Below are 19,556 nucleotides of genomic sequence, written 5' to 3'. Positions count from 1 at the left end.
CGGCAAAACGGCGGGGCCCGCCGTTTTCCGTCGGCTAACATATGGCGGGCCCCGCCGTTTAGCAAGTGAGGACGTCATGACCGGTCAGCGCTCGGACGCGCGCCGCAACCACCAGCGCATCCTCGCCGTCGCCGAGGCGGAGGTCGCCGCGCGGGGGGCGGACGCCTCGCTGGAGCAGATCGCGCGCACCGCGGGCGTCGGCTCCGCCACCGTGCGCCGCCACTTCCCGACCCGGCAGGCGCTGCTCGCGGCCGTGTTCACGGAACGTGTGGAGCACCTGTGCGGGCGCGCCCGCGAACTCGCCGGGGCCGACGACAGCCGGGCCGCGCTCCTGGAGTGGGTCCGCGCCCTCGTGGACTACGCCGTCTCCGCCCGCGGCCTCGCCGACGCGCTCACGTACGAGCCGCCCACCGACGTGCCCGCCGACGCGCCCGACCGGCACTCCTGCGGGGGCGACCTCGAAGCGGCGGCCGCGCTGCTGCTCCGGCCCGCGGCCCGTGACGGGGCGGTCGGGCCGGACGTCACGGCGCACGACCTGGTCACCCTCGCGGTCGGCATCGCGCTGGCCACCGAACACCACCGCGACCCCGCCGCGCAGGCCGCGCGCCTGCTGCGCCTCGCGATCGGGGGACTGAGCCCCGCGCCGGCGCCGGGCGACCGATGAGGAAGGATTCCGCGGGAGACGCGCGCTCGCGGGGGACCCGCGCCTGTCAGGGGCGGCGCCGGACCGGCGGCCTTGTCGGGGCCGGCGCCCGTGCAGGCTCGCGCCCGGGCCGGCGGCCGCGACGACCGGCGCCCCACGCGCACCGGTGGCGGTCCTCCCGCGCGGCGCCGGGCGGACGGCGCCCGCGCTACGCCGAGTAGATCGCCTCGATGTCCGCCGCGAAGTCCGCGGCCACCACGTTCCGCTTCAGCTTCAGCGACGGCGTGAGGTGGCCGGACGCCTCCGTGAACTGGCCCGGCAGGATGCGGAACCTGCGCACCGACTCGGCCTTGGACACCGCCGCGTTGCCCTCGTCCACGGCGTGCTGGACGGCGGCCAGCAGGTCGGGGTCGGACGCCAGCTCCGCCGCGGTCCGCCCCGCCTTGTGGTGCTGCTCGGCCCAGCGCGGCAGGAACTCCTCGTCGAGCGTGATCAGCGCCCCGACGAAGGGCCGCTCGTCCCCGACCACCATGCACTCGGCGACGAGCGCGTCCGCCCGGACGCGGTCCTCGATCACCGCCGGCGCGACGTTCTTCCCGCCGGCGGTGACGATGATCTCCTTCTTGCGGCCGGTGATCGTCAGGTAGCCGTCGCTGTCGAGGGTGCCGAGGTCCCCGGTGTGGAACCACCCGTCCGAGACCGCCTCGGCGGTGGCCGCGTCGTTGTTCCAGTAGCCGGTGAACAGGTGCTCGCCGTAGAGCAGCACCTCGCCGTCGTCGGCGATCCGCACGGTGGAGCCGGGCAGCGGCTGGCCGACCGTGCCGATCTTCGTCCGGTCCCACGGGTTGAAGGCGGTGGCCGCGCACGACTCGGTGAGGCCGTAGCCCTCCAGGACGGTGAAGCCGAGGCCGCGGTAGAAGTGGCCGAGCCGCTCGCCCAGCGGGGCGCCGCCGGAGATCGCGTGGGTGGCCCGCCCGCCGAGCACCGCGCGCAGCTTGCCGTAGACGAGCCGGTCGAAGACGCGGTGGGTCAGCCGCAGCTTCAGCGAGGGGCCGCGCGGGGTGTCCAGCGCCTTGCTGTACTCGACCGCGACGTCCGCGGCGCGGTCGAAGACCCGGCCCTTGCCGCCGGCCTGCGCGGTCGCCCGGGCGGTGTTGTAGACCTTCTCGAAGACCCGCGGCACCCCGAGGATGAGGGTCGGCCGGAACCCCTGGAGGTCGTCGGTGAGGTGCTTGACGTCGGGCACGTGCCCCAGCCGGATCGGCGCCATCACGCTGCCCACCTCCACCAGGCGGCCGAGCACGTGCGCCAGCGGCAGGAAGAGCAGCACCGAGGAGTGCCCGGTGCGGAAGAGCGGACCCAGCCGCTCCACCACGTTGCCGCACTCGGCGAAGAAGCTGCGGTGGCTGAGCACGCAGCCCTTGGGGCGGCCGGTGGTGCCCGAGGTGTAGACGATCGTGGCCGGGGCGTCCGCGCCCGCCGCCGTGGAGCGCTCGTCCACCACCGCCTCGGAGACGTCGCTGCCGGCCTCGACCAGGGCCCGCACCCCGCCCCCGTCGATCCGCCACACGTGCTTGAGCTGCGGCAGCCCCTCCCGTACGGACTCCACCGCCGCCTCGTGCGGCTGTGACTCCACCACCACCGCGACCGCGCCGGAGTCGGCGAGGATCCACTCCACCTGCGACGCGGACGAGGTCTCGTAGACGGGCACGGTGACCGCGCCGGAGGTCCAGATCGCGAAGTCCAGCAGCGTCCACTCGTACCGGGTCCGGGACATCACCGCGACGCGGTCGCCGGGCTCCACACCGGAGGCGATCAGGCCCCTGGCCACCTCCCGCACCTCGGTGAGGAAACGGGCCGCCGTGATGTCCTGCCAGTGCCCGGTGCTGTCCTTGCGGCCGATGACGGGGGTGTCCGGATGCTGCGCGGCGTTGCGGCGGATCAGGTCCGTCAGGTTGCCGTCCGCGGGGAATTCGTACAGGGCCGGAAGGCTGAACTCACGCAAGGCTGCTGCTCCTCATCGGTGCCGCGTCGCACCCGGAGGGATGGTAGGGACTGCCGACACGTTACCCAGCGGTAAAGCGTCGGGGTAGGGGGACGCGAGGCGGATGTTCCCAGCGTCACACACCCGAGCATAGGGTGATGGCATGCGGGTTCACGTGGTCAGTGACGTACACGGCGCGGCCGACGCGCTGGCGCGCGCGGGGGAGGGCGCCGACGCGCTGGTGTGCCTCGGCGACCTGGTCCTCTTCCTCGACTACGCCGACCACTCCCGCGGCATCTTCCCCGACCTGTTCGGCCGGGACAACGCGGACCGGATGGTGGCGCTGCGCACCGCCCGCCGCTTCGAGGAGGCCCGCGCCCTCGACCGCGAGCTGTGGGCGGACCTGGACCGCCAGGCGCTCATCGAGCAGGCCGTCCGCAAGCAGTACGCCGAACTCTTCGCCGCCTTCCCCACCCCGACCTACGCCACCTACGGCAACGTCGACGTGCCCGGCCTGTGGCCGGAGTACGCCCGGCCCGGCACCACCGTGCTGGACGGCGGCACGGCCGAGATCGGCGGACTGGTCTTCGGCTTCGTCGGCGGCGGCCTGCGCACCCCCATGCGCACCCCGTACGAGGTCGAGGAGGAGGCGTACGCCGCGAAGGTCGCCGCGCTCGGCCGGGTGGACGTGCTGTGCTCGCACATCCCGCCGGCGATCCCGGAGCTGTGCTACGACACGTCGGCGCGGCGGTTCGAGCGCGGCAGCCAGGCGCTGCTCGACGCGGTGCGCTCGGTGCAGCCGAGGTACGCGCTCTTCGGGCACGTGCACCAGCCGCTGGTGCGCCGCACCCGGGTCGGCCGCACCGAATGCGTCAACGTGGGCCACTTCAACCACACCCGCACCCCGTGGGCGCTCCAGTGGTGACCGGGCGCGCGGGCCGGCGCGATAGCCTTCCCCCCATCGAGCACCACGAGCGCTATCAGCGCTTTCACCAGATGCACCAGTAGTCCGGAGGGCCACGGCGATGGCGGAACACACGAGGTCGAGCATCACCATCGAGGCGGCGCCGGCCGCGGTCATGGGGGTCATCGCCGACTTCGACCGCTATCCGGAGTGGACCGGCGAGGTCAAGCAGGCGGAGGTGCTGGCCACCGACGACGCCGGGCGCGCCGCCCAGGTCCGGCTGGTGCTGGACGCGGGCGCGATCAAGGACGACCACACGCTGGCGTACGAGTGGGTCGGCGCCGACGAGGTGCGGTGGTCGCTGGTGAAGTCCCAGATGCTGCGCACCCTCGACGGCTCCTACGCGCTGCGGCCGCTGGACGGCGGGAGCCGGACGGAGGTCACCTACCAGCTCACGGTCGACGTGAAGATCCCGATGCTCGGGATGATCAAGCGGAAGGCCGAGAAGGTCATCATCGACCGGGCGCTGGCCGGGCTGAAGCAGCGGGTGGAGTCCGGCGACGCCGACCGGCCCGCGCCGGGAGCGGCCGACGGCGCGGAGGGCGCCGCCGCGGACGCCGAGCCCGGCACGTCGGTCTGAGCGTGGCCGAGGTCCGCACGCTGCTGGTCACCGGCGCCGCCGGCGCCGGCCGCACCACCGTCGCGGCGGCCGTCGCCACCGCGGCGGCCGGTGACGGCCGCCGTACCCTGCTGCTCACCGCCGACCGGCTCACCGCCGTGGCCGCGGTGCCGGGCCTGACCGTCGGCCGGGTCGACCCGGCCGCGGCCTTCCGCGAGGGCGCGCTCGACGCGCAGAGCCGGATCGGCGCGTTGCTGACGCTGCTCGGCGCGGCCCCGCTGGACCCGGAGGAGCTGACCGAACTCCCCGGCGCCGACCCGCTCGCGCTGCTGCGGGCGCTGCGGCACGCCCGGGTGCTGCCGGACCAGGACGACCCGGCGGCGGACGCCGAACCGTCGCCGTGGGACCTGGTGGTCGTGGACCTGCCCGCGGTGCGGGACGCGCTGCGGATGCTCGCGCTGCCGGAGCAGTTGCGCCGCTACATCTGGCGGTTGCTGCCCGCCGACCGGCAGGCCGCCCGGGCGCTGCGCCCGGTCCTCGCGCAACTCGCGGGCGTGCCGATGCCCGCGGAGTGGGCGTACGCCGCCGCGGCCCGCGCGGACCGCGAACTCGCCGCCGTGCAGGCGGTGATCGAGGACCCGGCCACGGCCGTGGCCGTCGTCGTCGAACCCGGTGCCCGGGGCCGGGAGGCGCTGCGTGCCGCGCGGACCGGGCTGGCGCTGTTCGGGCACCGGCTCGCGGCCGTCGTCGCCAACCGGCTGCTGCCGACCGGCTCGGCCGACGCGTTCCTGGCGGGGCTGTCCGGGCAGCAGCGGGCCGAACTCGCGGGTGTCGCGGAGGACTGCGCCGCCGACGGGGTGCCCCTGGTCGAGGCCGCGCACCTCGGGAGGGTGCCGAGCACGCCGGCCGACCTCGCGGAGCTGGGCGCCGTGCCCCTGTCCGGCGGGGCGCCGCGCCGGGCCGAGCCGTGGGGGGTGGAGGACCTGCTCGACACCGAGGGGCACTTCCTCTGGGTGCTTCCGCTGCCCGGGGCCGACCGGGAAGGGCTCGACCTGGTGCGGCGGGGGGACGAACTCGTCGTCGACGCAGGGGGGTTCCGCAGGATCCTCCCGCTGCCGTCCGCCCTGCGGCGCTGCACCGTCCAGGGTGCCGCCCTCCGCGACGGCGCCCTGCGCGTGCGATTCGTCCCGGACCCGACGGTCTGGCCGAGCTGACTCCTGCGGAGTGGCCGAGCGGACCCCCCGGGGTTCCCCGTCCCGTCGGCCCCGGGACCACCCGCCGGAGTGTGGCTTGTCGCGCCGTTCCCCGCGCCCCTGGACTGCTTCGGCTCCTCCTTCGGAGGAAGCTTGCTCTTGCCGGTGCGCCCGGGGGCGTTCGTCCTGCTCCGTCGCGTTGCCGCGCCGGGTGACCGCCCAGGGTGCCCCTGCGGCACGGCTCCCGGATCTTCCCCGGGCGTGGGCTTGTCGCGCCGTTCCTCGCGCCCCTGGGAGTGCTCGGCTCCTCCTTCGGAGGAAGCTTGCTCCTGGCGGTGCGCCCGGGGGCGCTTGTCCTGCTCCGTCGCGTTGCCGCGCCGGGTGACCGCCCAGGGTGCCCCTGCGGCACGGCTCCCGGATCTTCCCCGGGTGTGGGCTTGTCGCGCCGTTCCTCGCGCCCCTGGTGGCACTTGCCCGCCGCGGCCGACCGCACGCCCCAGCCCCGTTTTGCGGAAGACCAGAAGCAGCCCAGGGGCGCGGGGAACTGCGCGACAAGCCCCCACCGGCGGGTGGTCCGGGGGCGGACGGGTGGGGCAGGGCGGGCGGGCCCGCACCGCGGAGGAGCCGAGGCAATCCAGGGGCGCGGGGAACTGCGCGACGAGCCCCCCACCGGCGGGTGGTCCCGGGGCCGACAGGACGGGGAACCCCGGGGGGTTCCGCACCCCCGGAAAACCCGGGCCCTCAGGTACCGTCGAAGCATGAGCGAAGCGGATGCGTGGGCGAAGGCGAGCGCGGAAGACATCGCGGCGGAACAGGCACGGCGCAAAGCCCGGGCGGGCGAGGCGCCGGGCTCCGCGGCCGACGAACTGAGGCGGCTGGCCGAGGCCGTGGGGGAGGTCGTCACGGAGCGGCTGGCCACCCTCCGCAGCCCCGCGGTGCAGATCGCCGCGCAGGGCGTCCTGTCCCAAGTGCGTTCCGTTGTCGAACCCATCAAGGAACGCAACCCGGACCTGTTCGATCACCTGAGCACCGCCGGAGCCGAACTCCTGGCGGCCTACCGCTCCGCCGTGGCCGGCGCGGAGGCCCGCTGGACCTCAGGTGAACCCTCCTCGCGTTCAACGGCTGAACACATCGACCTCGATTGACCCCCTCTCCGGTACGGTTCTCTTAGCGGGGATCGACCGAAAACTGAGGGACACATGGGACTCACCATCGGCGTCGACATCGGCGGCACCAAGATCGCGGCCGGAGTGGTCGACGAGGAAGGCTCGATTCTCGAGACCGTCAAGGTGCCGACTCCGCCGTCTCCCGAAGGCGTCGTCGACGCGATCGTGGCGGCGGTACGCCAGGTCAGCACCGGTCACCAGATCGAGGCCGTCGGCATCGGCGCCGCCGGCTACGTCGACGACAAGCGCGCCACCGTGCTCTTCGCGCCGAACATCAACTGGCGGCACGAAGCGCTCAAGGACAAGGTCGAGCAGCGCGTCGGCCTGCCCGTCGTGGTGGAGAACGACGCCAACGCGGCGGCGTGGGGCGAGTACCGCTTCGGCGCCGGACAGGGCCACTCCGATGTGATCTGCATCACGCTCGGCACCGGCCTCGGCGGCGGCATCATCATCGGCAACAAGCTGCGCCGCGGCCGGTTCGGCGTCGCCGCGGAGTTCGGCCACGTCCGGGTGGTGCCGGACGGGCTGCTCTGCGGCTGCGGCAGCCAGGGCTGCTGGGAGCAGTACGCCTCCGGCCGCGCCCTGGTCCGCTACGCGAAGCAGCGTGCCAACGCCACCCCGGAGAACGCGCAGGTGCTCCTCGCGCTGGGCGACGGCACCCCGGACAGCATCGAGGGCCGGCACATCAGCGCCGCCGCCCGGCAGGGCGACCCGGTGGCGATCGACTCCTTCCGGGAGCTGGCCCGTTGGGCCGGCGCCGGCCTTGCCGACCTGGCCTCGCTCTTCGACCCGTCCGCGTTCATCGTCGGCGGCGGCGTCTCGGACGAGGGCGAACTCGTCCTCGACCCGATCCGCAAGTCCTTCCGGCGGTGGCTGATCGGGGGCGAGTGGCGCCCGCACGCCCAGGTCCTCGCCGCCCAACTCGGCGGCAAGGCCGGGCTGGTCGGAGCGGCGGACCTGGCCCGCCAGGGCTGACCGCGGGGGTCCGGCCCGGCTCCGCGCGGACCGGCCGGCCCCGCCCCGACCCCGCACCGCGGCCGGCCGTCCCGGCGGACCGGGTCCGTCCGACCGGCCGGCCCGGGCACCGTCCGAACACGACGACGAACACGACGACGAACACGACGAGGGCGCAGCGCGAGTGGAAGATCTGCCGAGTTCCGCGACGGAGTCAGGGGGCTCGGCGGTCATCCGCGTGCTGAGCTACAACGTCCGCTCGCTGCGCGACGACACGGAGGCGCTGGCCCGGGTGATCCGCGCCTGCGCCCCCGACGTGGTCCTCGTCCAGGAGGCCCCGCGGTTCTTCCGGTGGCGCAAGGCCGCGGCCCGCCTCGCCGAGTCGACCGGGCTCGTCTACGTCACCGGCGGCGCCCCGGCCGCCGGACCGATGATCCTCGCGTCCCTGCGGGCGCGGGTGATCCGCACCCAGGACATCCTGCTGCCGCGTACCCCCGGGCTGCACCAGCGCGGCTTCGCCACCGCCGTCCTGGGCTTCGGCGGCACCCGGCTGTCCGTGCTCAGCGCCCACCTCAGTCTGCGCGCCGACGAGCGCGTCGCGCAGGCCGACCTGCTGCTGCGCCACCTCGACGCCCTCGGCGAGGAGCACCGGGTGGCCGGCGGGGACCTCAACGACGCGCCGGGCGGCCGCGCCTTCGACCGGGTCGCCGGCGCGCTCCAGGACGCCTGGGCCACCGAGCCGTGGGGCGGCGAGTCCACCTCCCCGGCGAGCGGCCCGCGGAAGCGGATCGACGCGGTCTTCGCCTCGCCCGGGGTCCAGGTGCTCGGGGCCGGCGTCCCGCTGGACCTCCCGGGCGTCCTGCGCACCGACCTCGCCTCGGCCACCGACCACCTGCCGGTGCTCGCGGCCCTGCGCGTCCCGGCCTGACCCGCCGGCCCGCGCCGGCGGGCGGTCAGACGACCGCGCCGCCGTCCGGGCGGTCGTCGTCCTCGTCGCCGGTGCGCATGCGTGCCACGAGCGTGGCGAACCCGCCGACGAACCCGCCGGCCCCGACCAGGACCACCCACCACGCCAGGTCGAGCTGGAGCAGGACGAAAGCGAACAGCAGCAGCGGCCCGCCGACCACCGCGATCCAGGCGAACTTGGTGGTGACGTCGGCCTCGGGCAGCGGCGGCGGCTCCGGCGGGACGTAGTGCGCGTCCTCGTCGTCCTCGTCGTCCACGCCGTAGTCCCGCGGGCCGGAGATCACCGGGTGGATGACGATGCTGCGGGTCTGCGGCGGGGTGACGGCCGCGGGGTCCTCGGCCGGCGGCGCCTTCGGCGGCTCCTGCGGCACGTTCTCGGCCTCGGGCCAGGACCGGGCGCCGGGTTCGGGCTCCTCGTCGTATCCGGCGATCAGGGCCGCCCAGACGGCCTCCTCGTCGAGCGGTGCCGCGCCCTCGTCCTCGCGATCGGCGTCAGCCACCTGCGGTGACCTCCTCGGCCGCCGTGGCCGCGGACAGCCGCCGGATGAACGCGTACGACGCGTCGAAGATCCGCTCGGCGTCGTGGTCGAGCGTGGCGACGTGGTAACTGCGCTCCAGGACGTGCTCGGTGACGTCGGTCGAGGAGATCCTCGCCAGCACCAGCGCCGAGTTGGACGGGTGCACCACGTGGTCCTGCCGGCTGTGCAGCAGCAGCACCGGCTGGGTGACCTGGGGCAGCGCCGCCCGCACCACCGGCCAGAACCTGGTCAGCGAGTGCAGGGCGCGCGTCGGGACCCGGGCGTAGCCGAGTTCCTCGGAGCCCTCGCGGGCGATGTCGCTGGCGATGCCCGGTACCGACGGCAGGACGTGGCGCAGCAGCGGTGTCGCCTTGATCGGCAGCCCGTCGGCCTTCACCGACGGGTTGACCAGCACGATCCCGCTGAGCGCGGAACCGTGCTTCTCGGCGAGCCGCAGCGCCAGGGTGCTGCCCATGGACAGGCCGCACACGAACACCCGGGAACAGGAGGCGAGCAGCGACCGCAGCTCGCGGTCCACCTCGGCGTACCAGTCCGGCCAGCCGGTGGCCTGCATGTCCTGCCAGCGGGTGCCGTGTCCGGGCAGCAGTGGCACCGAGACGGTCAGCCCGCGGTCCGCCAGGTACTCGGCCCACGGCCGCATCGACTGGGGGCTTCCGGTGAAACCGTGGCAGATCAGGACGCCGGTCTCGCCGCCTTCGTGGCGATACGGTTCGGCTCCGGGCATGAGCGGCATCGGCCATCTCCTGTTCAACGACGCGTACCCGGGTACACGGGAGTCGGACGTTCAGCGTACGCGGACCCGATCCCCAGGGGTAAGCCCCACCGGGCCCCGCGCGGGTTAAGGTCATCGCGACGGCTACAGGAGGCCCCGTTGTTCTACGGTGCGATGAAGATCGTTCTCGGCAAGCCGATCAAGGCTGTCTTCCGCCCGTGGGTGGAGGGGTTGGAGAACATCCCGGCGGAGGGTCCGGCGATCCTCGCCAGCAACCACCTGTCCTTCTCGGACTCCTTCTTCCTGCCCTCGGTGCTCGACCGGCAGGTCACGTTCATCGCCAAGGCGGAGTACTTCACCACGCCCGGGGTGAAGGGGAAGCTGACGGCCGCGTTCTTCAAGGGCGTCGGGCAGCTCCCGGTGGACCGCTCGGGAGCGCGCGGCGCCGGCGAGGCCGCGATCAACAGCGGGATAGCGGTACTGGAGCGCGGCGAGCTGTTCGGGATCTACCCCGAGGGCACCCGCTCGCCCGACGGGCGGCTCTACCGCGGCAAACCGGGCGGCCTGGCCCGCGTCGCGCTCGCCACCGGCGCGCCCGTCATCCCGGTGGCCATGATCGACACCGAGAAGGTCCAGCCGGTGGGCCAGGTCAGGCCGAAGCTCTCCATCCGCCCGGGCATCAGGATCGGCCGCCCGCTGGACTTCTCCCGCTACCAGGGCATGGAGCAGGACCGGTTCATCCTCCGCTCGGTCACCGACGAGGTGATGTACGAGATCATGAAGCTGTCCGGGCAGGAGTACGTGGACATCTACGCGACGGCCGCGAAGCGGCAGATCGCCGAGGCGGCGAAGGCGCAGGCAGAGGCGGCGAAGACCGAGCACGGCGGCCCGCGCTCGTAGGGCGGCGGCCGGGACCGGGCGCGGCGGCGCTCCGGGCACGGTGTACGGCTCGGTGTACGGTGCTCCGCGCTCGGGCCCGGTGCCGGGCCGTCGCGCCGGCGCGTGGTCCGTGGTCCGTGGTCCGTGGTCGGGAAGTCCGCCGGGACCGTGCAGACTTGGCGGACCGGGGGAGAGGATTCCGTGGCCGTGAAGATGTCGGTGGAGCTGCCGCTGTGGCGGGCGCTGGCCGCGTACCGGGTACTGACGTGCGGCTACGCCGTCGCGCTGTACGTCCACGCGTACGGCGGGCTGCGCCACCCGCTGCCGGGCGGCGTGTACATGGGCGTCCTGGTGGTGTGGACCTTCGCCACGCTGGGCCTGCTGAGGAACGCGGAGCGCTGCACCCCGCCGTTCCTGGTGGCCGACCTCGTGGTCGCGGTGACCGGGGTGCTGCTGACGTCCGTGGTGGACGCGCCCGCGCGGATAGAGTCCGGGGCCTTCACGCTGCCGTCGATCTGGACCGCCGGCGCGGTGCTGGCGTGGGCGATCAAGGGCGGCTGGCGCTGGGCCGCGCCCGCCGCGTCCGTGGTCGCCGCCGCCGACCTGGTCGAGCGCGGCACCGCCAGCCCGGAGACCCTGCACAACCTGGTGCTGGTGTGGATCGCGGCGATCGCCATCGGCTACGTCGTGGAGGTGGCCCGGGCGAGCGAGCGCACCCTCGCGCGGGCACTCCAGATCGAGGCGGCCACCCGCGAGCGGGAACGGCTGGCCCGCGACATCCACGACAACGTCCTCCAGGTGCTGGCGATGGTGCAGCGCCGCGGCGACCAGGCGGGTGGCGAGGCCGCGGAACTCGGCCGGCTGGCCGGGGAGCAGGAGGTGGCGCTGCGCTCGCTGGTCTCGGGCACGCCACCGCCGGAGCCGGCGGGTGGCGGCGGCCCGTCCGCCCCCTGCGGCCCCGCCGACCTGCGGCCGCTGCTGTCCCGGTACGCCTCCGGGCGCGTCACGGTCTCGGCGCCGGGCACGCCGGTGCCGCTGGACCCGCCGGCGGCGGCCGAGCTGGCCGCGGCGGTCGGCGCGGCACTGGACAACGTGCGCCGCCACGCCGGCGAGCGGGCGCACGCGTGGATCCTGCTGGAGGACGAGCCGGACGCGGTGCTGGTGACCGTGCGGGACGACGGCCCGGGCATCCCGGCGGGGCGGCTCGCCGCCGCGGCGGAGGAGGGGCGGTTGGGCGTCGCCCAGTCGATCCGGGGCCGGCTGCGCGACCTGGGCGGCGACGCCGAGCTGCTCTCCGTGCCCGGCCAGGGCACGGAGGTGGAACTGCGCCTGCCGAAGGCGGCACGCCCCCGCCATCCCGCCCCGCCCCGGACTCCCGCGCCCCGGCGGCCGGCCCTCGCGGATGCCGCGCCTCCGCGGCCGGACGGCGCCGAACCGGGGGCGGACGACGGGGATGTGCGTGCGGGTGCCGCGGTTTCGCCGGCGGACCCGGCCGACTCGCGGCCGGACGGCGCCGAGCCGGGGGCGGGGCCCGGTCAGGCCGCTTCCGGTGGGGACGGCGCCCGTGCCGGCGTCGTGCCCGGCGGGCGTCCGGGCCGGGGCGTCCCCCCGCCGGCCCGGTAGCCTCGGCCGTACGCACCGAACCGGCCGGTGCCCGCGCCGGCCGGACCGACGGGGGAGGACCCACGCCATGACCCTCGGCACCGCCGAGCACACCGGACCCGACCGGCCCGTGACGGTGATGGTCGTCGACGACCATCCGATGTGGCGGGACGCGGTCGCCCGCGACCTCGCCGAGGCCGGCTTCGAGGTGGTCGCCACCGCGGGCGACGGACCCGAGGCGATCCGCCGGGCCCGCGCGGCCCGCCCGCAGGTGCTCGTCCTGGACCTGAACCTGCCCGGCGCGTCCGGCGTGCAGGTGTGCAAGGAGGCGATGGCGCACGACGCGGCGCTGCGGGTGCTCGTGCTGTCGGCCAGCGGCGAGCACACCGACGTGCTGGAGGCGGTCAAGTCCGGTGCGACGGGGTACCTGTTGAAGTCCGCCGGGCGGACCGAACTGGTGGACGCGGTGCGCCGCACCTCGGCCGGCGACCCGGTCTTCACCCCCGGCCTGGCCGGGCTGGTGCTGGGGGAGTACCGCAGGCTCGCCACCGAGCCGCCGCCGGCCGAGGCCGACGAGCCGGCCGCCCCGCGGCTGACCGAGCGGGAGACGGAGGTGCTGCGGCTGGTCGCGAAGGGCCTGAGCTACAAGCAGATCGCCCAGCGGCTGGTCATCTCGCACCGCACCGTGCAGAACCACGTGCAGAACACCCTCGGCAAGCTCCAACTGCACAACCGGGTGGAGCTGGTCCGCTACGCGATCGCCCGCGGGCTCGACGACGGGGACGCGGACGGCGCCGGGACCGGTGCCCGCGGGGACGGCGGCGCCTGACCATCGGGCACCGGGGGCCGACCCGCGGGGCCCGGGGGCCCGACGCCCGGCGCCGCGCCGCCCCGGCGCCGAGCGGCTTCCCGGCCCGTCCGGCCCCGCCGGAACCGGTACACACCGCCCATGGCGCCCGTCGGCGCGAGCCCCGCGGACGGGCAGGTCGGCGGGCGTGTCGCGCACGCGGCGGCGCGGCGCGGGAGGGCGCTTGCCGAAGGCCGCTCGTGCGCCCTACGATCCCTCCACCCGGCATGTCCGGCCGCTTTGGCTGTCCCTTTCTCGTCTTCGTCCCCACCTTTCTGAGCACCTTGAGGAGCGCCCGGTATGACGGGTGTTGTGGGAGGGCACCCGGTGCCCGTACTCGCGGTCGCAGGCGGCACCGCTTCCGGTAAGTCGACCCTTGCCGAGGCGCTGGCGCGGCATCATCCCGAGACCGTCGGTCTCGTCCACCTCGACGACTTCTACGTGCCCGCGCACGACCCGCACCGCGGGGTGCGCACGCTGAGCGCGACCGGGGCGGAGACGCTCGACTGGAACCATCCCGGCTCGATCGACGAGGACGCCGTCGCCGTCGCGATCGACGCGGCGGCCTCCTGCGGGCGGTACCGCCTCGTGGTCGTGGAGGGCCTGTTCGCGCTGACGCTGCGCGCGGTCGCCGAGCGGGCCACCTGGCGGGTCTACGTGGACACGCCCGACGACATCCGGCTGGCCCGCAAGATCCTCCGCAAGATCGAGGTGTTCGGCCAGGACCCGGGGGTGTCGTTGCGCAACTACCTGCTCAGCGGGCGGGAACGGCACGCGGAGTACGTCGCCCCCGCGCGGGACCGGGCCGACCTGGTGCTGGACGGCACCACCTCGGAGGAGGGCCTGCTCAGCGGCGTCGCGCACCTGGTCGGCGACGTGCTCGCGTTCGCCCCCGACCGCGCCCCGCACGCCCGTCCGCTGGCCGTCTGATCCCGGCGTTCCGGCGTTCCGGGTTTCCAGGTCTCCGGGATCCCGGCGGTCGGCTCCGAACCGCCCCGCCGACGTGCGCGGGGCGGCCCGGAACGCCCGCCGCCGCACCTACACCGGCGGCCGCACCGCGCGGGACGTGGCGCCGACGTGGTCGAGCAGCCCGGCGACCAGGGAGGCGCCGTCGAGCGAGAGCACCGACTCGGGGTGGAACTGGATGCCCGCGAAGCCCGGGCCGCGCAGCGCGTGGATGTCCCCGCTGCCCGGGTCCCGGCTCAACTCGATGCCGTGCATGGCCAGTTCCTCCGCGGCGTCGGCGTCGCAGCGCGCCGTGAAGGTGTTGTAGAAGCCGACCGTCGTCCGGCGGCCGAAGAAGTCGACCACCTCCTGCGCGCCCTGCGCCGGGTGGTCCTTGCGGGCCAGGTCCAGTCCCAGTTCGGCCGCGATCAGCTCGTGGCCCAGGCACACCCCGAGCAGTCCGTGCGCGTGGTCGCGCACCAGGTCGGCGGTCAGCGCGCGCAGGAACCGCATCTTGGCGTCGGCGGTGTCCGCCGGGTCGCCGGGGCCGGGCCCGAGCACCACGGGCCCGTGGTGGGCGAGCGCCGCCTCCCGCAAGCCGGGCTCGTCGTAGCGCCGTACGGCCACCGTCCGGCCGGAGGAGCGCAGCACGTGCGCGAGCATCGCGGTGAAGGTGTCCTCGGCGTCCACCACCAGCACCGGCCCGCCGGCCGCGGCCTCCGCGGGCACCGGGGCGCCGGTCCGCATCCGCAGCCAGAAGGGGGCGAGGCGGGAGCGCCGGGCGTCCAGCGCCGCCCGGACCCGGATGTCGTCGGCCAGCCGGGGCGCGGCCGTGCCCGGGTCGGACCCCGGCGCGGGCTCCGGCCGCCGGGCTCCGGCGGACGGGGCCAGCACCCCGAGGGCGGTGAGCACCCCGGCGGCCTTCGCGTGCGTCTCGGCGACCTCGGCGTACGGGTCGGAGTGCCGTACCAGGGTGGCCCCGACCGGCACCTTCAGCTCGCCGCCGGGGGAGATGTCGGCGGTGCGGATCAGGATCGGCGAGTCCAGCGTCTGCGCGCCGCCCGCGTCCCGTCCGACCAGCGCGAGCGCGCCGGCGTAGTAGCCCCGCCCGGCGCCGTCGCGGCCGCGCGGTTCGTACCGCTCGATGACCCGGCAGGCGTTCTGCACCGGCGACCCGGTGACGGTGGCGGCGAACATCGTCTCGCGCAGCACCTCCCGGACGTCCATGCTGGAGCGCCCGCGCAGTTCGTACTCGGTGTGCGCGAGGTGCGCCATCTCCTTCAGCCGCGGCCCGATCACGACCCCGCCGAGGTCGCCGACCGTGCACATCATCTTCAGCTCCTCGTCCACCACCATGGTCAGCTCCTCCACCTCCTTCGGGTCGTGCAGGAACTCCAGCAGCCCCTCGGCGGTCGGCCCCTGCGCCGGGTAGCGGTAGGTGCCGCTGATCGGGTTCATCACCACGGTGCCGCCCGCCACCCGCACGTGGACCTCGGGACTGGCGCCGACCAGCGTCCGCTCGGGGGTGTGCACGGTGTACGTCCAGTACGCGCCCCGCTCGCCGTGCAGCAGCCGGCCGAACAGCTCCAGCACCGCCGCCGGCCCGAAGTCCGGGACGAAGCCGCGGAAGGTGCGCCGGATCACGAAGTTGGCGCCCTCGCCGCGCCCGATCTCGTCGTCGATCACCCGCCGCACGATCCGCGCGTACGCGTCGTCGTCCACGTCGAACGCGCCGCCCTCCACCCGCACCGCGCTCCCGGACGGCAGCGTCCGCAGCGCCGCGAGCACGTCGGCGAGCGGGAGTTCGTACGCCTCCCGCGGGCGCAGCACGGCCAGCGGGGTGCCGTCGTCGTGGACGTCGAAGCCCCGCTCGCGGATCTGCCGGTAGGGCACCAGGGCCAGCGCGTCGGTGACGGGAGCGCCGGGCGCGCCTGAGGGCAGCGGGATGTCGGCGAGGGTGTCGGCGTGCTCGACCGGGCCGAGCAGCACCTCCACCACGTCCTGCGGGCGGCCGGGGGTGCGGCGGTGCAGCAGGGCGAACGGCGGGCAACCGGGGCTGAGCAGGCGCTCCACGAGCTCGGCGGCGCTGGGTGGCGGGGCGGAGAGGGGCACGGCGGGTCTTCCTTCCTCGACGGTCTCGACGTCCATGGCGTCCATGGCGTCCATGGCATCCATGACGTCCTCGACGTTCTCGGCGGGCGACGGACGGGAAGGGCGGCCGGACCCGGAAACACCGAAGGCCGCCCTCGGGGCGGCCTTCGCGAAGTGGTTCTGCGCGCGATGTCTAGCGGGCCGCCGGAGAAGCGGTCCGCCAGCAGGAGTGCTGGGTGGTGCGAGTGATCATCGCGGTCATGGCACCGACCCTATCGCACCGCGGCGCCGGCCGTCCGCGGCGGACGGCGGGACGTCTCATCCACTGAGCGGACCGATCCGGGGCGCACCCGACCCCGTAGTGTGGGACCCGTGACCGTGAATGCCGAAACCCATGCCGGGACCAACACCTGGCAGTCTCTTCCCGCGGCGCAGCAGCCCGAATGGCCGGACCCCGAGGCTCTGCGCGACGTGATCGCCGAACTCGCCTCGTATCCGCCGCTGGTCTTCGCCGGCGAGTGCGACCAGCTGCGCGCCCGGATGGCCGACGTGGCCGAGGGCAAGGCGTTCCTCCTCCAGGGCGGCGACTGCGCCGAGGCGTTCGACGCCGTGGGCGCGGACCAGATCCGCAACAAGCTCAAGACGCTGCTCCAGATGGGAGCGGTGCTCACCTACGCCGCGTCGGTGCCGGTGGTGAAGGTCGGCCGGATCGCCGGGCAGTACAGCAAGCCGCGCTCCAAGCCGACCGAGACCCGCGACGGCGTCACGCTGCCGACCTACCGCGGCGACTCGGTGAACGGCTTCGAGTTCACCGCCGAGGCCCGCGTCCCGGACCCGCAGCGGCTGAAGCGGATGTACCACACCTCCGCCTCCACGCTGAACCTGGTGCGCGCCTTCACCACCGGCGGCTACGCCGACCTGCGCCAGGTGCACGCCTGGAACCAGGACTTCGTGAAGTCCTCCCCGTCCGGCCAGCGGTACGAAGCGCTGGCCCGCGAGATCGACCGCGCGCTGACCTTCATGGCCGCCTGCGGCACCGACCCGGCGGAGTTCCGCACGGTCGAGTTCTACGCCTCCCACGAGGCGCTGCTGCTCGACTACGAGACGGCGCTGACCCGTACCGACTCGCGCACCGGCAAGCTCTACGACGTGTCCGGGCACATGCTCTGGATCGGCGAGCGGACCCGGCAGCTCGACGGGGCGCACATCGAGTTCGCCTCGCGGATCGGCAACCCGATCGGCGTGAAGCTCGGCCCGGGCACCACCCCGGAGGAGGCGCTCTCCTACATCGACCGGCTCGACCCGGACCGGGTGCCGGGCCGCCTCACCTTCGTGGTGCGGATGGGCGCGGACAAGGTCCGCGACAAGCTGCCGACGCTGGTGGAGAAGGTCACCGCCTCCGGCGCGAAGGTGGTGTGGGTCAGCGACCCGATGCACGGCAACACCTTCGAGGCCGCCTCCGGCCACAAGACGCGCCGCTTCGACGACGTCCTGGACGAGGTCAAGGGCTTCTTCGAGGTCCACCACGGCCTGGGCACCCACCCCGGCGGCATCCACGTGGAGCTCACCGGCGACGACGTCACCGAGTGCGTCGGCGGCGGCGACGAGATCTTCGTCGACGACCTGCACCAGCGGTACGAAACGGCGTGCGACCCGCGGCTCAACCGCAGCCAGTCGCTGGACCTGGCGTTCCTGGTCGCCGAGATGTACCGGGGCCAGTAGGCGCCCGTCCGGCGGCCGCCCGCCGGGCCCGGGGGCCCGTCGTGGCCGACCGGGCAGAGCCGGAAGGGGCGCGTGTCACACCGATACGCGCCCCTTCCGCCTTTTCTTCCGCTCGGCCCTCTGGGTAAGGTAAGGATTACCTCAGCTCCTGGCCCTCGATCGGCGGTGACCGCGTGTACGTCTGCTCCTGCTTCGGCATCACCGAGCAGCAGGTCAAGCAGCACGCCGAAGAGGGCCGGTGCACACCGCGCCAGATCGCCTCCGCCTGCAAGGCCGGCACCGACTGCGGCTCCTGCGTCAAGCGCATCCAGGCGGTCCTGGGACGCGGTGACGGCTGCGCGACCCGGACCCGGCTGGAGCCGAAGGCCCCGGCCGGACCGGCCGCGGCGCCGCCGGCCCCCGCCCTTCCGCTCCAGCCCGCGGCCGCCCCCGCGCCGGTGCCGCCCGACCTGCCCGCGCCGCTGCGCCGCGCCGCCTGAGCGTCCGGCCGCACCCCCCGGGTGCGCGGCGGACCGGTCAGCTCTCCGGCTGCTCGATCTGCTGCGCGAGGTAGAGCGGTTCGCCCAGCTTCTCGATCAGCCCGAGCTGCGTGTCCAGGTAGTCGATGTGGTGCTCCTCGTCCTTGAGGATGTCCTCGAACAGCCGCGCCGAGGTGACGTCGGACTTCGAGCGCATCAGATCGATGCCGCGCCGCAGCCGGTCGATCGCCTCCACCTCGACCAACCGGTCGGCCTGGAACATCTCCGTCACCGTCTGCCCCACCCGCACGTGGAAGAGCCGCTGGTAGTTCGGCAGCCCCTCCAGCAGCAGGATGCGGTCGGTGATGATCTCCGCGTGCCGCATCTCGTCGAAGGACTCGGCGCGGGTGTTCTTGGCGAGCTTCGTCCACCCGAAGTTGTCCTGCATCTTCGCGTGCAGGAAGTACTGGTTGATCGCGGTCAGCTCGGCCGTCAACTGCTCGTTGAGGAACTCGATGACCTCGGGGTCGCCCTGCATGGCAACGCCGTCCTTCCGCTCGGGCCCTTTGGGTCCGCGCATCCTTGCACCGCACAGCGATCCGATCCAGTAAGTGCACGCTTACGGTGTCGCCGCCCGCGGGGGTGAAAGCGCTGGTCGGGGCGGGCGGCGGCGGCAGATGGCGAGAACATGCCGCCCGGTCTGTCACCATGGAGGCATGGGTCGGCACGAGCATCCGGAGGGGCAGCTCCCCCCGGGGCAGCGGCTCCAGCGGGGCTGGCCCGTCACCCACTACGGCCCCGTGCCGCGCTTCCGCCCCGAGCGCTGGGACTTCCGGGTCTTCGGCGCCACCGCGCACGGCGCCCGGCCGGTGTGGAACCACGACGAGTTCTCCGCGCTCCCCTACACCACCGTGGTCGCCGACTTCCACTGCGTCACCAAGTTCTCGATGACCGGGATGGAGTGGGGCGGGGTCGCGGCCGCCACGATCGCCCGGCTCGCGCCGCCGGCCGAGGACGTCACCCACGTCATGGTCTGGGCCGAATACGGCTTCAGCTCCAACCTGCGCATCGAGGACTTCCTCGACGACCTCACCATCTTCGCCACCCACGCGGGCGGCCAGCCGCTCACCGCGGAGCACGGCTTCCCCGTCCGCCTGGTCGTGCCCCGGCGCTACGCCTGGAAGGGGCCCAAGTGGGTGCGCGGCATCGAGTACATGACGGCCGACCGCCGCGGCTTCTGGGAGGAGCGCGGCTACCACAACCTCGGCGACCCCTGGAGCGAGCAGCGCTACTCCTTCCAGGAGGCCCCGGGCGACGGCCCCGAGCTCTGAG

18 protein-coding genes and 1 pseudogene are annotated in these 19,556 nt (G+C 74.4%); 14 read left to right on the top strand and 5 right to left on the bottom strand.

Features of this window, described 5'->3' with window-relative positions:
- Nucleotides 1-76 precede the first annotated feature (76 nt).
- Nucleotides 77-664 (top strand): TetR/AcrR family transcriptional regulator, encoded by a 588-nt coding sequence (locus tag RVR_RS08060; protein WP_202233196.1) that lies wholly within the window; start codon nucleotides 77-79, stop codon nucleotides 662-664.
- 187 nt (nucleotides 665-851) lie between these two features.
- On the opposite strand, the gene RVR_RS08055 is transcribed toward RVR_RS08060, so the two are convergent.
- Nucleotides 852-2,648, bottom strand: coding sequence for an AMP-dependent synthetase/ligase (locus tag RVR_RS08055; RefSeq protein WP_202233195.1), 1,797 nt, complete (start codon nucleotides 2,646-2,648; stop codon nucleotides 852-854).
- 142 nt (nucleotides 2,649-2,790) lie between these two features.
- On the opposite strand from RVR_RS08055, the gene RVR_RS08050 reads away from it, so the two are divergent.
- The 6 genes from RVR_RS08050 to RVR_RS08025 all read left to right on the top strand — a co-directional run bounded on the left by RVR_RS08050 (nucleotide 2,791) and on the right by RVR_RS08025 (nucleotide 8,391).
- Nucleotides 2,791-3,552, top strand: a complete 762-nt coding sequence (locus RVR_RS08050) for a metallophosphoesterase family protein (RefSeq protein WP_202233194.1) — start codon at nucleotides 2,791-2,793, stop codon at nucleotides 3,550-3,552.
- 100 nt (nucleotides 3,553-3,652) lie between these two features.
- A complete protein-coding gene (locus RVR_RS08045) occupies nucleotides 3,653-4,171 on the top strand; it encodes an SRPBCC family protein (RefSeq protein ID WP_202233193.1) in 519 nt (172 codons plus the stop codon).
- Between the two features lie 2 nt (nucleotides 4,172-4,173).
- Nucleotides 4,174-5,364 (top strand): ArsA family ATPase, encoded by a 1,191-nt coding sequence (locus RVR_RS08040; RefSeq protein ID WP_202233192.1) that lies wholly within the window; start codon nucleotides 4,174-4,176, stop codon nucleotides 5,362-5,364.
- Between the two features lie 737 nt (nucleotides 5,365-6,101).
- A complete protein-coding gene (locus RVR_RS08035; RefSeq protein WP_202233191.1) occupies nucleotides 6,102-6,488 on the top strand; it encodes a DUF5304 family protein in 387 nt (128 codons plus the stop codon).
- Nucleotides 6,489-6,542: 54 nt separating this feature from the next.
- Entirely contained in the window at nucleotides 6,543-7,484 is a 942-nt protein-coding gene (locus RVR_RS08030) for an ROK family glucokinase (RefSeq protein WP_202233190.1), read from the top strand.
- A gap of 163 nt (nucleotides 7,485-7,647) precedes the next feature.
- Complete coding sequence (locus RVR_RS08025) at nucleotides 7,648-8,391, top strand: endonuclease/exonuclease/phosphatase family protein (RefSeq protein ID WP_202233189.1); 744 nt, start codon at nucleotides 7,648-7,650, stop codon at nucleotides 8,389-8,391.
- A 25-nt stretch (nucleotides 8,392-8,416) separates the two neighbouring features.
- Here RVR_RS08025 and RVR_RS08020 read toward each other — a convergent pair whose 3' ends face one another.
- Nucleotides 8,417-8,929 (bottom strand): hypothetical protein, encoded by a 513-nt coding sequence (locus tag RVR_RS08020; RefSeq protein ID WP_202233188.1) that lies wholly within the window; start codon nucleotides 8,927-8,929, stop codon nucleotides 8,417-8,419.
- Entirely contained in the window at nucleotides 8,922-9,701 is a 780-nt protein-coding gene (locus RVR_RS08015; RefSeq protein WP_202233187.1) for an alpha/beta hydrolase, read from the bottom strand. The genes RVR_RS08020 and RVR_RS08015 overlap by 8 nt, the downstream gene beginning before the upstream one ends.
- A 138-nt stretch (nucleotides 9,702-9,839) precedes the next feature.
- Between RVR_RS08015 and RVR_RS08010 the strand changes: the two genes are divergently transcribed.
- The 4 genes and pseudogenes from RVR_RS08010 (at nucleotide 9,840) to RVR_RS07995 (ending at nucleotide 13,938) form a co-directional block, all read left to right on the top strand.
- The gene (locus RVR_RS08010; protein WP_202233186.1) at nucleotides 9,840-10,580 is read left to right on the top strand and encodes a lysophospholipid acyltransferase family protein; all 741 of its coding nucleotides are present in this window, start codon (nucleotides 9,840-9,842) and stop codon (nucleotides 10,578-10,580) included.
- 192 nt (nucleotides 10,581-10,772) lie between these two features.
- Nucleotides 10,773-11,900, top strand: a pseudogene (gene macS / locus RVR_RS08005) (MacS family sensor histidine kinase); the annotation flags it as partial.
- Nucleotides 11,901-12,249: 349 nt separating this feature from the next.
- Nucleotides 12,250-12,990 (top strand): response regulator, encoded by a 741-nt coding sequence (locus tag RVR_RS08000; protein WP_202233185.1) that lies wholly within the window; start codon nucleotides 12,250-12,252, stop codon nucleotides 12,988-12,990.
- A gap of 318 nt (nucleotides 12,991-13,308) precedes the next feature.
- Complete coding sequence (locus tag RVR_RS07995) at nucleotides 13,309-13,938, top strand: uridine kinase family protein (protein WP_202233184.1); 630 nt, start codon at nucleotides 13,309-13,311, stop codon at nucleotides 13,936-13,938.
- Nucleotides 13,939-14,046: 108 nt separating this feature from the next.
- Here RVR_RS07995 and RVR_RS07990 read toward each other — a convergent pair whose 3' ends face one another.
- Entirely contained in the window at nucleotides 14,047-16,101 is a 2,055-nt protein-coding gene (locus RVR_RS07990) for an anthranilate synthase family protein (RefSeq protein WP_202238468.1), read from the bottom strand.
- A gap of 315 nt (nucleotides 16,102-16,416) precedes the next feature.
- Here RVR_RS07990 and RVR_RS07985 point away from each other — a divergent pair, with 315 nt between their 5' ends.
- Nucleotides 16,417-17,766: a class II 3-deoxy-7-phosphoheptulonate synthase gene (locus tag RVR_RS07985; RefSeq protein WP_202233183.1), complete on the top strand. Its 1,350-nt coding sequence runs from the start codon at nucleotides 16,417-16,419 to the stop codon at nucleotides 17,764-17,766.
- A 173-nt stretch (nucleotides 17,767-17,939) separates the two neighbouring features.
- Complete coding sequence (locus tag RVR_RS07980) at nucleotides 17,940-18,245, top strand: (2Fe-2S)-binding protein (RefSeq protein ID WP_202233182.1); 306 nt, start codon at nucleotides 17,940-17,942, stop codon at nucleotides 18,243-18,245.
- 37 nt (nucleotides 18,246-18,282) lie between these two features.
- Here the strand turns inward: RVR_RS07980 and bfr are convergent, their stop codons facing one another.
- Complete coding sequence (gene bfr, locus RVR_RS07975) at nucleotides 18,283-18,762, bottom strand: bacterioferritin (RefSeq protein WP_202233181.1); 480 nt, start codon at nucleotides 18,760-18,762, stop codon at nucleotides 18,283-18,285.
- Nucleotides 18,763-18,940: 178 nt separating this feature from the next.
- Between bfr and RVR_RS07970 the strand changes: the two genes are divergently transcribed.
- Nucleotides 18,941-19,555: a sulfite oxidase-like oxidoreductase gene (locus RVR_RS07970; RefSeq protein ID WP_202233180.1), complete on the top strand. Its 615-nt coding sequence runs from the start codon at nucleotides 18,941-18,943 to the stop codon at nucleotides 19,553-19,555.
- Nucleotide 19,556 lies beyond the last annotated feature (1 nt).

This window comes from Streptomyces sp. SN-593 (genome assembly GCF_016756395.1).
GTDB classification, from domain to species: Bacteria; Actinomycetota; Actinomycetes; order Streptomycetales; family Streptomycetaceae; genus Actinacidiphila; species Actinacidiphila reveromycinica.
The sequence above is the reverse complement of the archived record's forward strand: the minus strand, read 5'-3'. Positions and strand labels throughout refer to the sequence as shown.